Here is a 13242-nt window from a genome sequence, read left to right on the forward strand (position 1 = left end):
CCACGCAGGGGGCGCGTGCTGCCGAGCCAACGCCAGGTGCTCTGCCGCCCGTCGCCCGCCTCGTCCCTCATCGAGCCTCTGATGCCACGAAGGTGGTGCCACGCCGCGCCGTGCGCAACATTCACGCCTGCTTGCCGCTGCTGAGCCATACGTGCCGCGGGAGAGCCACCAAATCGGGACAGGCTCAAGGGGGCGCAAAAAGCGAGAACGCCTCAATCCGGTCACATGCCTCCGAGTAAACCAAGGGGTTCGTCACGCAGGCTCGCCACCATGCGCGAAGCGCCGCGCTGGGCGCGAGTGCGTTGGTCTCATCAGCCGCGAGGTAGTCGCCAAGGCGCAGGCAGCCGTCCAAGGCATCGGAGCTGCACCTGCGTTCCAGGAGCTCGCGTACGGCCTCACTGCGGCCACGAGCCGCGAGGAGGCGCTCTCCGAGCATCTCGCAACCAGCGGCGTCGCCGCGCTCGCACGCCTGATCGAGACGAAGGAGCACCCATCCTTCCGAGGAGTGATGTTCGAGCGCCGCTCTCCGGCATGCATTGCCGCTGGAGGCACTGAAGGCATCGCAGCTCATGACGAGCAAGGAGGACTTGAGCCTCGCGTCGAGGCCCTCGTGCGACGTCAGCTCTTCGCAGCTGTATGTGTCGCCTTGGGCGCATGCCTCGGCGCACGCAGCGCGGTCGCTCTCCTTCAGGCAGGCGGCGATCCATTGCTCGACACCCTTGTTCTCTACCTTGGGCCGAAGTGGCGAGAGCAGCGCGACGGTTGAGGCGTCTATTTCGGACAGCTGGCCGCAATTCTCCCAGCCGGATACCTTTTTCGGGATCCCCGTCGACGCTCGGCAGCAGATCATGTCGCCAGCTCGCCCCAGGTGCCTGCGCTCATCCGCGGAGGGCGTCCAGGTGATCCGATACAGCGCCCCCACCGCGAGCCCGACCGCCGCCGCGGTGAAGTGCAGCCCTGCTGCGTAGCCAAGGAGCCCCGTGCCCCGTCCGACACCAGGCTGACCCGCTCGGGCCGCTTGACGGGAGCGGTGGTCCGCTGGCGACCTCGGCACGGAAATCCCTCGAATGACTGCGTTTCGTTGGTCAATCGGATCTGCTGAAACAAGGGCCGGCTCAGACAATGGGTCAGCGCCACTCCGCGCGGCTGTAGCATTTCTTGTTACAAACGGGCACCGCGAGTAGCGCATTTGTCACATTGATAAATTCGACCGAAGTATTGCACCCTGCCCTGGCAACCCACCCAGCCAGGGGCAACCGGATGAAATTGACATGTCTCATCGTGGCCGCGCTCGTCTCACTCCCATTCCACGCGAACGCCAAGGAAGCCATCCAGATTCAACTCACGGCCAAGGAGACGAAGTTTCCGGCGGACGCGCCCGTGGACCTCACGGTCACGTTCACGAACGTGTCGGACAGTCCGGTCAAGCTCCTCGGCTACCAGACGCCTGTCGTCGAGGGAATCGAGGCGGACATCCTTTCCGTCTCGCTCGGGCGCGAGCCGGTGGAGTACATCGGCCGGCTCTACAAGCGCATGGCCCCCACCGACGGCGACTACCTCATGCTGAAGCCGGGTGAGAGCGTCTCGGGTATCGCCTCGCTCTGGGACAACTACGACCTCTCAGTCTCCGGGACCTATATGGTTCAGTACAAGACCGAGGTCCTGAGCCGGGAGTCGGACCAGGCGGTCGCCGTCTCCAACGTCATCTTCCTGGACATCGAAGGCCGGGAGCCGCCGCTCGATCCGGATGACGTGGAGGAGGACGGCCCCATCACCAAGATCGTCAATGGCAGCAATGAGAAGTTCAAGTCCTGCAGCGACTCGGAGAAGAACGCGCTGGTGACCGCCCGGCAGCACGCCTTGAACTACTCGGATGACTCCTACGACTACCTGGTGGCGGGGAACAACACGGCTCGCTACACCACCTGGTTCGGCGCCTTTGAGGGCTCGCGGTATGGCTCCGTGCGGGAGCACTTCCGGAAGATCCGGAACGCGATGGATAACGAGACGTTCAAGTTCTACTGCAACTGCAACAAGAACAACGTGTACGCGTTCGTCCGGCCCCGGCAGGAGTACAAGATCCATCTCTGTCCCGCCTTCTGGCCCGCGCCGATGACCGGCACGGACTCCAAGGCAGGGACCCTGGTTCACGAAGTCAGCCACTTCCGGGTGGTCGCCAATACCGACGACATTGAATATGGGCACTCCGCGGCCATGCAGCTCGCCAGCTCCAATCCTGGCGATGCCATCCGCAACGCGGACTCTCACGAGTACTTCGCCGAGGCCACGCCGTACAGCCCCTACAATCCCTGCGCGCCGACCGTCACGTCCCATACGGGCGCGCCCATCACCGCGAGCTGGGATGGGGCGAACTGCCATGTGATGAATGTGCCCGCCGGATTGACGCCGTTCGTCTACAACAACGCCTACTACGTCAACGCGCTCCCTGGCACGGCGTGTCCGGCGCCTTCCGGGTGGGACACGGCGAACTGCTACATCCTTCCCTACCCGTCCTGGAGCACCAGCTACTTCGTCTGGGCCGGGAACCTCTACCTGACGCCCGGCCCCGGCAATGCGTGCCCCGCGCCGTCGACGTTCGACGGGGCCAACTGCTACGTCATGCCGCTGCCCTGGGGTTCGACGCCCTTCAAGTACGCGAACAACCTCTACATCACGCCGCCCCCCAACTGCCCCATCGGAGGGTTTGATGGGGCGCACTGCCTGGTCGGGACGGCTCCCGCCAGCCGGACCGCCTTCCTCTGGGGCTCGTCTTTCTATTACGGCCACTGAAGGACGGCACACTGGGGCAGTGGCAGCGGCCGGCTGAATACGAAGCTTGCGCTCCCGTCGTGAATCGTTGATTCACCCGGCCGCTCCATCGAGCGCACCACCCATCGAGCACTGACTGCATGTTGAATTCTCGGTTGTTGAGTATCTGTTTGGGAGTCTTCTTCCTCCTGTCCAGCACTGTCTCGGCGGCGGCCCCCGAGCCGGGCTACATCCACTTCGAGGGGCTCGCCGCCTACGAGTCCAACGGTCAGCTCGTCCTCGATTACAAGGTCCAGGAGCGGAGCTGGGAGTGGATGAAGAGCCGCCGGGTCCAGCCCGAGCTGGTGCTCCGGCTTCAAGGGAAGCGTGGGACGAGCCTCCGGGCCGCGCTGCGCAAGGGCCAGGACCGGCTGAGCTTCCCTCTCCCGTGGAACCAGGGCACAACCGAGCTCCAGGTCCGTGTGGGCGGCGGCAATGACCAGCATCGGCTGGAGTGGATGAAGCTGCACGACGTGGAAATCATCGAGCTCACCCTCCGCGTGAGCCGCAACGCTCCGCCGCCCCAGCCCAATCCCCAGCCCCCGCCGCCCCTGCCCCCGCCTCCCCTGCCGACTCCCCCGCCTCCGCCGCCCCCGCAGCCGCCGCCCCCGCGACCGAACTGGGCTGCGGTGCCCTCGGTGATGCAGGCCTGTGGGCGGAGCTTCGACGGCCAGGAGAACGAAGTGGCCTGCCTCGACGTGGTCTCCGCCTTCACCTACGACCCGACCTCCATCATCCAGGCCTGTGACACGAGCATGGAGGGAGACGCCAACGAGCTGGAGTGCGTCCGCGTCGCCGCCAGGGTGTCCCGGGCGCCCTCCGCCGCGCTGGCGGCATGCGAGCAGGCCATGGATGGGGACACCGCGGAGCTGGAGTGCTTCCACGCGGCGGTGAAGTCCAGCTACGAGCCCGCCAATGCCATCCGCACCTGCGCGGAGGTCTTCGACGGTGACGAGCCGGAGCTGGAGTGCGTGCGACTGGTGGTCACCGCCGACCAGGACCCTTCGAGCCTGATGCGCACCTGCGACCAGGCGATGAGCGGCGACGAGGCGGAGTTCGAATGCCTCCAGCGGAGCCTTCGCCGCCGCTGAGCCCACCGCGAGCGGCTCGGGGCATGGCTGCAGTCGCCATGGACGTGACGGACCGGCCCCGCCGGAGTCCAACAGAACCCCGTCATACGACAACTATCGTAGATCTCACCGTCCCGAATCCTTTACCCCGGAGGAGGGACGGTGTTCCCCTGCGCGGGCCCGTGGGCAATCCCTGCCCTGCGGCCTCTGGAGCTCCCATGCGCGGTTCATTGCAGTCCTTATCCCTGGCGATGGTGTTCCTCGTGGGTCTGCTCGCGGGCCGTCCCTCTTCAGCCCATGAATCGCTCCGTGAGCGCATCGAGTCCTTCGTGCGCGCGGAGCAGAAGCGGCAGAATGCGCCGGGCGTCGCGGTGGCCGTCGTGAGCCACGGCAGGGTCATCGTGGCGAAGGGGTATGGCCTCTCGAACCTGGAGCATCAGGTTCCCGTCACCCCGGACACCCTCTTCCAGTCCGGCTCCCTGGGCAAGCAGTTCACCGCCATGACGGTGATGCTCCAGGTGGAAGCGGGCCGCATCTCGCTGTCCGACAGCATCACGAAGTACTTCCCCGACGCGCCCGCGACCTGGGCCCCCATCACGATTCGCCACCTGCTGACGCACACCTCCGGCCTCGGGGAGCTGGATGGGCTGATCGACGTGCGCAAGGACTACACGGATGAGGAGTTCGCGCAGTTCCTCTACACGCTGCCCCTGGACTTCCCCGCCGGCCTGCGATGGAGCTACAGCAACTCCGGCTACGTCCTGCTGGGCCTCCTGGTGAACCGGGTCGCGGGCACATCCTATGTCAACGTCCTCGGCGAGCAGGTCTTCAAGCCCACCCGCATGAAGACGGCGCGCGGCATCAGCGAGGCGGACATCGTTCCGAACCGCGCGGCCGGCTACCGCCTGCTCGACGGCGTGGTGAAGAACCAGGAGTGGGTCTCCCCCTCCCTCAACACCACGGGGGACGGCTCGCTCTACTTCTCCCTGAAGGACCTGCTGGCGTGGGATGACGCCGTGGATGACCGCGCCATCCTGACGAAGGCGAGCTGGCGGGACATCCTGACGCCCGTGAAGCTCGACAGCGGCGCCTCCTACCCCTACGGCTTCGGGTGGGTCCTCCAGGAGCGCAACGGCCAGCCCCTGCACCAGCACACCGGCTCATGGCAGGGCTTCATGTCCGCGTACTACCGCTTCCTCGGCGACGACCTCTCCATCATCGTGCTGCTCAACTTCAATCAGGCGGACCCCGCGGCCTTCGTCAATGGCATCGCCGCCATCGTCAATCCCGCGCTCGCCGTGCCTCCGCTGGCCGCCATTCCGGACCTCGAGCCGCAGGTCACCGCCCGGTTCGCGACGCTGCTCGAGCAGATGCGGGCAGGAGCGCTGAACCCGGCCGAGTTCGCATACGTCCCCGGGTGGTTCTTCCCGCAGGCCGTGCCGTTCTACCAGTCGCTGCTGCAGAGCCTGGGGACGTCGGGGCCGCTCGTCCTGGTGAAGCGAGAGGTGCTGGGCGATGACCGCGTCTACACGTACCTGGTGCAGGTCGGCTCCACGACGCTGCGCTACCGGGTGGCGCTCATCCCGGATGGCCGGGTGTCCGTCTTCTCGCTGAGCCCGAACTAGTCTTCAGACAGCGTGATTCCGGGGCGCTTCTCCGAGTGGGAGGCGCCTCGACATGCCGCGGTCCAGGGACCAGGCGCAGCGCGACAAGTCTCCCCCGCGAATGCCCTACTCCGCCCAAGCCGCCGCTTCGCTCGCGGTCGCCCTCGCCAACCGAGCTGCCGCCGCCGGGTCCACCCGCGCCGTGACGAGCACGCCAATCACCGCGCCCAGCAGCAACTCCACGCGGCGGGCCACCGTCTTCCGGGGCAGCGTCCCCGCCCGCGCAGCCGCCTCCAACGCCCGCGTCAGGTGTCCGTGCAACAGGGTGCGGTAGTCCTCCACGGCTTGATGTGCGGCTTCGTCATGCGGCGCCAGCTCCGTGGCGGTGTTGATGAGCAGGCACCCCCGCCGCGTCAGGGCCGGCGGCGCGGTCCCCATCGTCGTCGCGAGCGCTTCGAAGTAGGCCGTCACCTGCTCCAGCCCGGGCGCGCCGGTGGCGAAGACACCCAGCCGGGGCGTGATGACCTCCCGCAGGTACAGCGCGACCGCCCGCGAGAACAACGCCCGCTTGCTCTCGAACGCCTGGTACAGGCTGGAGCGGTTCAGCCCCGTCGCCGCCTCCAGGTCCGCCAGCGACGTGGCCTCGTAGCCACGGGACCAGAACACCCCCAGCGCCGCACGCACCGCCACCGTCTCGTCGAACGCACGCGTGCGAGCCACGTCACCCTCCTTGACAATTTTGAACCGAACGTTCCAATATCGATTCGGAACTGATTGGTTCAGAATAGCCGCAACTCGGGAGGGGAGTCACCATGTCGCTGTTGGCCCAGGTCTTCGCGCTCATCGCCGCCGCCATCCATGTGTTGTTCTTCGTGATGGAGAGCATCGTCTTCTCTCGGCCGAAGGTGTGGCGGCGCTTCGGGCTGAAGTCGCAGGCGGACGCGGACGTGGTGCGGCCGATGGCGCTCAACCAGGGCTTCTACAACCTGTTCCTCGCGCTGGGCGTCTTCGTGGGCGTGGCGCTCACGTACAGCGGAGCAGTCACCTCGGGCGTGGCGGCCGTCGTCTTCGGCTGTGCGTGCATGGTGCTGGCGGCCCTGGTGCTGGTGACGTCCAATCGCCGCTTCTTCACGGCAAGCCTCGTCCAGGGCGCCCTGCCGCTGCTGGCGCTCCTGCTCATCGCCTTTTGAGGCCGGTCCTGCAAGGCACGCGCTCGAGACGGGCGAAGCTCCGCGAGCGGGTGCCCGTCGAGCACCCACTCGCCCACGTCGGCCAGCGTCAGGACGCGGCGCTGGAGTCGGGTACCGCGCGCTCGGGCTCCGGGCAGTCCTGTGCCTTCGCTCTCGCCAGCCAGGGCAGATAGTACCGGTCCAGGAAGTCCTGCTTGTAGTCGCGGTACGAAGTGATGGCGCCCATCCACGCCCAGGAGCGGATGAAGAGCCACGCCGGGTCAAACTGATACGGCAGGAAGCCGGCGCGCGCGCCGCTGGGATACAGGTGGTGGTTGTTGTGCCACTCACCCGTGATGAGCCCCGGCCAGCACTGGTTGATGGACTGGTCTCGAGTGTTGAAGTCGATGCCCTCGCGCCGGCGGTCCTTGCCGCCCCCGTGCCCGTCGTAGTTGAACGTGCGCACGCCGATGGCCCACACCCCGGCCCAGCCGAAGAGGGCCAGCGCCAGCGCGTGCCCGCCGATGAGGAAGAACGCGCCGTACCAGAACGCCCAGTTGAGGGCGAAGTGCAGCGCCGTGTACCCCGGATGGCACAACGAGCCCCAGCGCTGGTACTGCTCGTAGCTGTTGAGGTGCACGCCCGTGTGTTTCATCAGCTTGCAGACCTGCGCGTAGTCCTTGTGGTCCAGGTCCTTGTTGATGGCCTGGTGATTCACATCCGCCAGGAAGCAGTAGAGCCAGCCCGCGCGCGCGTTGTACGGGTCCCCAGGCTGCTCCGAGAAGCTGTGGTGGACGTGGTGCGAGACGACGTACGCCTCCTCCACGACAATCTTGATGACCAGGTTGCGGCACAGCTCGCGGAAGAACGCGTTCTTGAACTGGTAGGCGCCGTGGGTGGCGTAGCGGTGGAACCAGACGGTGCCGTGCATCCCGATGACCACCATGCTGTAGACGAAGCCCACGGCCATCAGCCACCAGCTGAAGTGGTGGGTGAAGAAGAGGACGAGCGGAATGCCGAAGCTGAGACTCGTCACCCAGGCGAAGAGCCCCAACCAGTTCTTCCGGGAGCGGGCGACGTTGAGCCGGGAGAAGAACTCGGCGGTGATTTCCCGGTGGGTCGGCACATAGAGCTTGCCATTTCGCTCATAGCCGTAGCTGGGAGGGTCGAGGATGCGATCCAGAAATGCCATTCATCTCCTTTTGCTTACTGCCAGTCCCGCGACTCCACACTCGTCAGATGTCGGTCACGTTGGGGAACCCGGACTCTCTCACACTCCGGGGGAAGCCGCCTGGAACGAACGGCTGGCTCGCTCCAGGCAGGGCGCCCAGGCACGAAACACCCGGAGCTGAAACATGTGTCACCCCCCTGTGACCTCGGGTGTTACGAGGGCGTAGCGCCATGAAAGAAGGCCCCATGCCACGCGGAGCGGATGACCTCGAAGCCACCCTGAGCGAGCGCTTCGGCCTCGCGGAATTCCGACCCGGCCAGCGCGAGGTGCTCACCGCGCTGCTGGGGCCGAAGGCCGCGGCGCTCGCCGTATTCCCCACGGGTGGAGGCAAGTCGCTCTGCTACCAGCTGCCCGCGCTGCTGCTGGAGGGTGTCACGGTGGTGGTGTCCCCGCTCATCGCGTTGATGAAGGACCAGATTGACGCACTGGGACGCAGGGGCATCCGCGCCGCGCGGCTGGACTCGTCGCTCTCGCTGGACGCGTCGCGCGAGGTGACGGAGGCGCTGCGCGGCGGGACGCTGAAGCTCCTCTACGTGGCCCCGGAGCGCTTCAACAACGAGCGCTTCACCGCGCTGCTGCGCGAGCTGCGCATCTCCCTCTTCGCGGTGGACGAGGCGCACTGCGTCTCGGAATGGGGCCACAACTTCCGGCCGGACTACCTCAAGCTGGCGCAGGCGGCGCGAGCCCTCGGCGCGGAGCGCATCCTCGCGCTCACCGCCACGGCCACGCCCGCCGTGGTGCGCGACATCTGCCAGGGCTTCGGCATCCCCGAGGAGAACGCCGTCGTCACCGGCTTCTACCGGGAGAACCTCACGCTGGAGACCACCCCGGTGCGCGCCGACGCACGCGACGCGCTCCTCGTCGAGCGGCTGAAGTCCCGTCCACCCGGGCCCACCATCGTCTACGTCACGCTGCAGAAGACGGCGGAGCACGTGGCGGAGCTGCTCACCCGCGCGGGACTCCCCGCGAGCGCCTACCACGCCGGCCTGGAGTCCGAGGACCGCGAGCGCGTGCAGGAGGCGTGGATGGCCTCGGGACGCGGCATCGTCGTGGCCACCATCGCCTTCGGCATGGGCATCGACAAGGCGGACGTGCGCGCCGTGTACCACTACAACCTGCCCAAGGGCCTGGAGAGCTACAGCCAGGAAATCGGACGCGCGGGCCGCGACGGTGCACCGTCCGTGGTGGAGCTGTTCGCCTGCCCCGAGGACGTGCCCACCCTGGAGAACTTCGCCCACGGCGACATGCCCACGCCGCAAGCGCTCCAGGGCCTGGTGACGGAGGTGCTCGAGGCAGACACCGAGCTCCACGTGGACCTGTACGCGCTGTCGAACCGCAATGATTTGCGGCCCCTCGTGCTGCGCACCGCGCTGACGTACCTGGAGCTGGAGGGCGTGCTGCGCCAGGGCACGCCGTTCTACGCGGGCTACAAGGTGCAGCCGCGCGTGCCGCTGGAGGAGCTGCTGGGCCGCTTCCAGGGCGAGCGGGCCAGGTTCCTGCGCGACGTGTTCGCGAAGGCGAAGAAGGGCCGCACCTGGTACTCGCTCGACCCGGCCGGAATCTCGGAGGCGCTCGGCCAGCCGCGAGAGCGGGTGGTGAAGGCGCTCGACTACCTCCAGGAGCAGGGGCTGGCGCAGACGCAGGTCTCCGAGCCGCGCCAGCGCTTCACGCGGCTGCGCCCCCGCGAGGACGGCGCGGCCCTGGTGGCGCTGCTCGTCCAGCGCTTCCAGCAGCGCGAGGCGCAGGAGGTGGCGCGCGTGCAGGAGGTGCTCCGGCTCGTCACGCACGAGGGCTGCCAGAGCAACGCGCTGGTCGCCCACTTCGGACAGCGGCGCGAGCGGCCCTGCGGACACTGCACCTTCTGCCGCACCGGCGAGGCTCGCGTGCTGCCCGCGCCGCGTCCCCGCCCTCCCCTTCCTGCCGGCCTGGACGTGGCCGGTTTCCGCGCGCTGGCCACGCGCCACCCGGAGGCGCTCGGGCACCCGAGACAGGCGGCGCGCTTCCTCTGCGGCTTGAGCAGTCCCGCCCTCTCGCGCGCGAAGCTGGGCAACCACAAACTCTTCGGCGCGCTGGAGGACCGGCCCTTCGCCGAGGTGCTCGGCTTCTGCGAGGCCCAGGCCCTGCCACGCACCTGAGGGGAGCGCGGCCTGGGCAGGCGTGTACCCCCAAGGGGCTGAGCGCCCGTGAACGTCCCGCGCGCGGCGACAGTGAACGCGGCGGAGTTGTTCCGCATGTAGAGGGTTACTCGAAGAGGGACACCTCCGCGAGGGCGGAGAAGCCCTGCGGAACGCCAGTGTTCCCGCGGGCGTAATTCGCGCGGAACAGCCGCACGTAGCGCACCGGCCCCACGTCCTCCAGGGGCGCCTCGCCGAAGCCCATCCCGTCGAATTCGTAGAGCGGCCCGTCGAAGGGGCTGTCATGCCGGCCGCACCGCCGTCCATGGCGAGGGCGCGTCCCACCAGCGGAACACGGGCTTGCCGCCGCTGGTGACGAGCAGCACCGCCACGGGCTCCGAGGGGTCGAAGGGCACCACCTCTCCGTCCACGTTGGTGGCGTCGCTGATGTCTCCCGTGACGGGCACCTCCGGCGCGGGCGGCGGAGGCCGGAAGGACACAGCGGTGCCCCCGGGCGTCTGCTCCAGCGCCAGGTGCGAGTCCCAGACGCGCAGCGTGGGCAGCTCCACGTCATCCACGAAGAGGAAGGACACGAAGGTGGCCGCACCATCCTCCTCCCGGCGAGACACCCGGAAGCGGTAGGGCCTCGTCGCATCCGGAATGGGCGCGTTGGGGTCCGGCTCCTGCACGTCGCCGTAGCGCATCTCCAGGAAGTAGTCCCCCGACGCCTCCGTGGTGGCCGTCCCGTAGGGCTTCCACTCGGGCTTCGGGAAGGGCTCCGGGGGCCCTCCCGAGCTCGACGGATAGACGACCCGGGCGCGCTCGTACGACAGCGTCGCGCCCGCCAGCGGCGAGCCGTCGCGCTGCTCGGCGCGGCCGTAGGCGAAGATGGGGTCGTCCTGCAGGCGCTCACATGCGGTGCACAGCACGGCGAGCGCCACCGTGGTCCGGAATGGATGGCGCATCTCAGTAGCTCCCCTTCATACCGAGCATCGGAAGCTGGTCCAGGCCGTACTCCCCCGTGACGACCTTCACGAGTCCCTGCTGTCCCGGCTGCGCCATCGTCTCCCGGCCCACGAGCCCCACCTCGTCCAGGCCCACCGTGACGCCCAGCTCGCCCTCGCCTCCCGCCACGGGGTGCGTGCCGCGCAGGAGCTCCTGCCCGTGCAGGCTGATGCGCGTGACTTCGGTGCGCGGCCGGTCGTCACGCACAATCGTCTCGTAGGGATTCACCGCGCCGGGCTGCAGCCGGTACACCACCTCGAGGGACTGCCCTGCAATCAACGTCTCCTCGAAGGTGAAGGGCTCGTGCCCCGGCGCTCGGACCAGGAGGCGGTGCGTGCCCGGGGGGACTTCGAGCTCGAAGCGGCCCTGCTCATCCAGCAGGGCGGCCGGCTCCTCGCCGCCGTCCAGGAAGAGCGCGGCATCCTTCAGCGGCCGGCGCGTGCCCCGGGCGCGCACCTCGCCGAGGAGCAGCGCGAGTCTTTGGGAGGAATTCATGGCCTGTACGGGCTACTTAGCCACGTTCGGCATTTTGCTCTCGCGGCCCCGCGACTGCATGCGCGAGCGAAACTGTCTACCCCTCGCATCGGTGGGCGCAACCATCCGGGACGTGGAATAAAAAACCCTGGTCTCAGGAGGGTGAAGGACGGCGCACAGCCCGTGGCCCCCTGTCCAAGGGGCTGCGCGGTCTGCCCAACGGCCGGGCCCAGCCGCTCACCCGCCCGGCTCATTGACTCGGGTCAAGAAACGAAGGCCGGCGGCAGCAGTAGCGGTTGGGAGGGCCTCGCTTGCCCATGAGCTCACGGCGTGAGTCGCGCCGCTGTTGTGTCCGCGTGGCAACAGTTTATTGATTTCTTCTGTTACGCACAGTGCGGTTGATTCGTGCTTCAGGGATGCTTCAGCCCAGGCCTAATTCGCTGCTCGCGACTCCGAGGGAGCGCAACGATGGCAGAGCGAGAGCCGGCTGTTCAGTTTGAAAGGGAGCCGCTTCGCTTCCTTGACGAGACCTTTCCCGCCGCCGGGGACGCCATCTGGCTGCCGCGAAGGCAACTGTGCCTGTCAGACGCGACGGCCTCCAAGAACGTCCTCGCCAATGGAGAGGGCCTCTACCAGGACCACTCCGACTTCTTCCGCACCCGGCATGGGACGTTTGGCCCACGGCCGGTGCAGGTGCGCATCGGCCGCGAGTCCCGGGCCCTGCTGCGCGCCTATCTCGACGCGCGGAAGGACACGTTGGAGGAGTCCGTGCGGCGGGTCCTGGTGCCCGGCAGTGAGTGGCCTGACGCGGGCAACCGGCTCATGTACCGCCACCTCGCGGCGGCGCTGCTCTCACCGGACAGTCCGGCATGGCTTCGCCAGACGGTGGACGCCATCGTGGAGCGCGCGGTCCTGGCCGGGGCGCGGGAGCGTCACTCCTTCTTGAGTCGCGCTCTGTTCCGGTTCCGCGTGGAGCGAGCGCTGGTGCGGGCGGTGGAGCAGCGGCGGAGGCGAGGCGCGGGTGAGCCCGCCGATCTGCTCGACGTGGTGGTCAGCGCCGCGGGGGCCGAAGTCGCGGCGGAGGAGCTGGCCGAGGTGTTCCTGTCCTTCGTGTTCGCCGCCGCGGGCTCCGTGGGTTTCGTCCTGGGCTGGTCCGTCTACCTGCTGGGCACGAACCCGCCGACGGATGCCGAGCCCGCGTGGGTGGTCAAGGAAGCACTGCGCCTGTGGCCCGTGGCGTGGCTGCTGGGGTCCAGGCCCGCGAAGCGTCACGAGGTGGCCGGCGTCAGCGTCACTCCCGAGGACGAGGTGGTCGTCTGTCCCTACGCCGTGCAGCGCAACCCCCGGCACTGGGATGACCCCTCCACCTTCCGCCCGGAGCGATGGGCCTCCGTGAAGAATGCCCAGGCCTTCATCCCGTTCGGGTGGGGCCCGCACACCTGCCCCGCGGCCCTCCTCTCCATGGAGCTGGTCGAAGACGTCCTGCGGCTCATCGTTCGCGGCTACCGGCTGACCGTCACGCCCCGCGATACCCGCCCGCATGTCACCGCCGCACTCGCGCCCCCTCGCTTCGCATTGTCCCTGGTGCCTCACCGTCGTGACGTTCCAAGCATGGAAAGGAGGTGACTCACATGGCGAAGATCTTCCGTTCCGTGATGGCCGCGCTGGCCATCCGTCGCAAGGACCCCGCGTATCGCTGGTACGTGTATCACCACATCTGAGCCGCACCCGATGGGGAGCGGGTCGTCCCGCTCCCCATCCCACCTG

13 protein-coding genes are annotated in these 13242 nt (G+C 68.0%); 7 read left to right on the plus strand and 6 right to left on the minus strand.

From position 1 onward, the window contains the following. Nucleotides 1-184: 184 nt before the first annotated feature. Nucleotides 185-850: a hypothetical protein gene (locus ACVTJA_RS29110; RefSeq protein ID WP_465824510.1), complete on the minus strand. Its 666-nt coding sequence runs from the start codon at nucleotides 848-850 to the stop codon at nucleotides 185-187. Between the two features lie 410 nt (nucleotides 851-1260). On the opposite strand from ACVTJA_RS29110, the gene ACVTJA_RS29115 reads away from it, so the two are divergent. The 3 genes from ACVTJA_RS29115 to ACVTJA_RS29125 all read left to right on the plus strand — a co-directional run bounded on the left by ACVTJA_RS29115 (nucleotide 1261) and on the right by ACVTJA_RS29125 (nucleotide 5503). Continuing rightward, nucleotides 1261-2790, plus strand: coding sequence for a M35 family metallo-endopeptidase (locus tag ACVTJA_RS29115; RefSeq protein ID WP_465824512.1), 1530 nt, complete (start codon nucleotides 1261-1263; stop codon nucleotides 2788-2790). Between the two features lie 149 nt (nucleotides 2791-2939). After that, nucleotides 2940-3899 carry a hypothetical protein gene (locus ACVTJA_RS29120; protein ID WP_465824514.1) on the plus strand — a complete coding sequence of 320 codons (960 nt, stop codon included), beginning with the start codon at nucleotides 2940-2942 and terminating at the stop codon, nucleotides 3897-3899. Nucleotides 3900-4096: 197 nt separating this feature from the next. Continuing rightward, nucleotides 4097-5503 (plus strand): serine hydrolase domain-containing protein, encoded by a 1407-nt coding sequence (locus ACVTJA_RS29125; RefSeq protein ID WP_465824516.1) that lies wholly within the window; start codon nucleotides 4097-4099, stop codon nucleotides 5501-5503. A 105-nt stretch (nucleotides 5504-5608) separates the two neighbouring features. On the opposite strand, the gene ACVTJA_RS29130 is transcribed toward ACVTJA_RS29125, so the two are convergent. Further along, complete coding sequence (locus ACVTJA_RS29130; protein WP_465824518.1) at nucleotides 5609-6202, minus strand: TetR/AcrR family transcriptional regulator; 594 nt, start codon at nucleotides 6200-6202, stop codon at nucleotides 5609-5611. A 92-nt stretch (nucleotides 6203-6294) separates the two neighbouring features. Here ACVTJA_RS29130 and ACVTJA_RS29135 point away from each other — a divergent pair, with 92 nt between their 5' ends. Then, the gene (locus ACVTJA_RS29135; RefSeq protein WP_465824520.1) at nucleotides 6295-6672 is read left to right on the plus strand and encodes a DUF1304 domain-containing protein; all 378 of its coding nucleotides are present in this window, start codon (nucleotides 6295-6297) and stop codon (nucleotides 6670-6672) included. A gap of 88 nt (nucleotides 6673-6760) precedes the next feature. Here ACVTJA_RS29135 and ACVTJA_RS29140 read toward each other — a convergent pair whose 3' ends face one another. Continuing rightward, nucleotides 6761-7843 (minus strand): fatty acid desaturase, encoded by a 1083-nt coding sequence (locus tag ACVTJA_RS29140; RefSeq protein WP_465824523.1) that lies wholly within the window; start codon nucleotides 7841-7843, stop codon nucleotides 6761-6763. Nucleotides 7844-8067: 224 nt separating this feature from the next. Between ACVTJA_RS29140 and ACVTJA_RS29145 the strand changes: the two genes are divergently transcribed. Then, nucleotides 8068-10017, plus strand: coding sequence for a RecQ family ATP-dependent DNA helicase (locus ACVTJA_RS29145; protein ID WP_465824525.1), 1950 nt, complete (start codon nucleotides 8068-8070; stop codon nucleotides 10015-10017). A gap of 106 nt (nucleotides 10018-10123) precedes the next feature. On the opposite strand, the gene ACVTJA_RS29150 is transcribed toward ACVTJA_RS29145, so the two are convergent. Genes ACVTJA_RS29150 through ACVTJA_RS29160 form a run of 3 tightly spaced genes read right to left on the minus strand, consistent with a single transcriptional unit; the run spans nucleotide 10124 to nucleotide 11496 of the window. Then, the gene (locus ACVTJA_RS29150; RefSeq protein WP_465824526.1) at nucleotides 10124-10261 is read right to left on the minus strand and encodes a hypothetical protein; all 138 of its coding nucleotides are present in this window, start codon (nucleotides 10259-10261) and stop codon (nucleotides 10124-10126) included. A 37-nt stretch (nucleotides 10262-10298) separates the two neighbouring features. Then, nucleotides 10299-10961, minus strand: coding sequence for a hypothetical protein (locus ACVTJA_RS29155; RefSeq protein WP_465824528.1), 663 nt, complete (start codon nucleotides 10959-10961; stop codon nucleotides 10299-10301). A 1-nt stretch (nucleotide 10962) separates the two neighbouring features. Beyond that, nucleotides 10963-11496, minus strand: coding sequence for a carboxypeptidase-like regulatory domain-containing protein (locus ACVTJA_RS29160; RefSeq protein ID WP_465824529.1), 534 nt, complete (start codon nucleotides 11494-11496; stop codon nucleotides 10963-10965). A gap of 447 nt (nucleotides 11497-11943) precedes the next feature. On the opposite strand from ACVTJA_RS29160, the gene ACVTJA_RS29165 reads away from it, so the two are divergent. Both ACVTJA_RS29165 and ACVTJA_RS29170 read left to right on the plus strand, forming a co-directional pair. Further along, nucleotides 11944-13101 (plus strand): cytochrome P450, encoded by a 1158-nt coding sequence (locus tag ACVTJA_RS29165; RefSeq protein ID WP_465824532.1) that lies wholly within the window; start codon nucleotides 11944-11946, stop codon nucleotides 13099-13101. 5 nt (nucleotides 13102-13106) lie between these two features. Next, nucleotides 13107-13196, plus strand: coding sequence for a hyalucidin A family RiPP precursor (locus ACVTJA_RS29170; protein ID WP_465824534.1), 90 nt, complete (start codon nucleotides 13107-13109; stop codon nucleotides 13194-13196). The last annotated feature ends 46 nt before the right edge of the window (nucleotides 13197-13242 follow it).

This window comes from Pyxidicoccus sp. M6 (assembly GCF_055568925.1).

What these genes read in the sequence shown, in the direction of transcription:
- ACVTJA_RS29115 (WP_465824512.1), top strand. Translation starts at nt 1,261, where the DNA reads ATGAAATTGACATGTCTCATCGTGGCCGCGCTCGTCTCACTCCCATTC.
- ACVTJA_RS29160 (WP_465824529.1), bottom strand. Translation starts at nt 11,496, where the DNA reads ATGAATTCCTCCCAAAGACTCGCGCTGCTCCTCGGCGAGGTGCGCGCC.
- ACVTJA_RS29145 (WP_465824525.1), top strand. Translation starts at nt 8,068, where the DNA reads ATGCCACGCGGAGCGGATGACCTCGAAGCCACCCTGAGCGAGCGCTTC.
- ACVTJA_RS29155 (WP_465824528.1), bottom strand. Translation starts at nt 10,961, where the DNA reads ATGCGCCATCCATTCCGGACCACGGTGGCGCTCGCCGTGCTGTGCACC.
- ACVTJA_RS29165 (WP_465824532.1), top strand. Translation starts at nt 11,944, where the DNA reads ATGGCAGAGCGAGAGCCGGCTGTTCAGTTTGAAAGGGAGCCGCTTCGC.
- ACVTJA_RS29110 (WP_465824510.1), bottom strand. Translation starts at nt 850, where the DNA reads ATGATCTGCTGCCGAGCGTCGACGGGGATCCCGAAAAAGGTATCCGGC.
- ACVTJA_RS29125 (WP_465824516.1), top strand. Translation starts at nt 4,097, where the DNA reads ATGCGCGGTTCATTGCAGTCCTTATCCCTGGCGATGGTGTTCCTCGTG.
- ACVTJA_RS29135 (WP_465824520.1), top strand. Translation starts at nt 6,295, where the DNA reads ATGTCGCTGTTGGCCCAGGTCTTCGCGCTCATCGCCGCCGCCATCCAT.
- ACVTJA_RS29150 (WP_465824526.1), bottom strand. Translation starts at nt 10,261, where the DNA reads ATGGGCTTCGGCGAGGCGCCCCTGGAGGACGTGGGGCCGGTGCGCTAC.
- ACVTJA_RS29170 (WP_465824534.1), top strand. Translation starts at nt 13,107, where the DNA reads ATGGCGAAGATCTTCCGTTCCGTGATGGCCGCGCTGGCCATCCGTCGC.
- ACVTJA_RS29140 (WP_465824523.1), bottom strand. Translation starts at nt 7,843, where the DNA reads ATGGCATTTCTGGATCGCATCCTCGACCCTCCCAGCTACGGCTATGAG.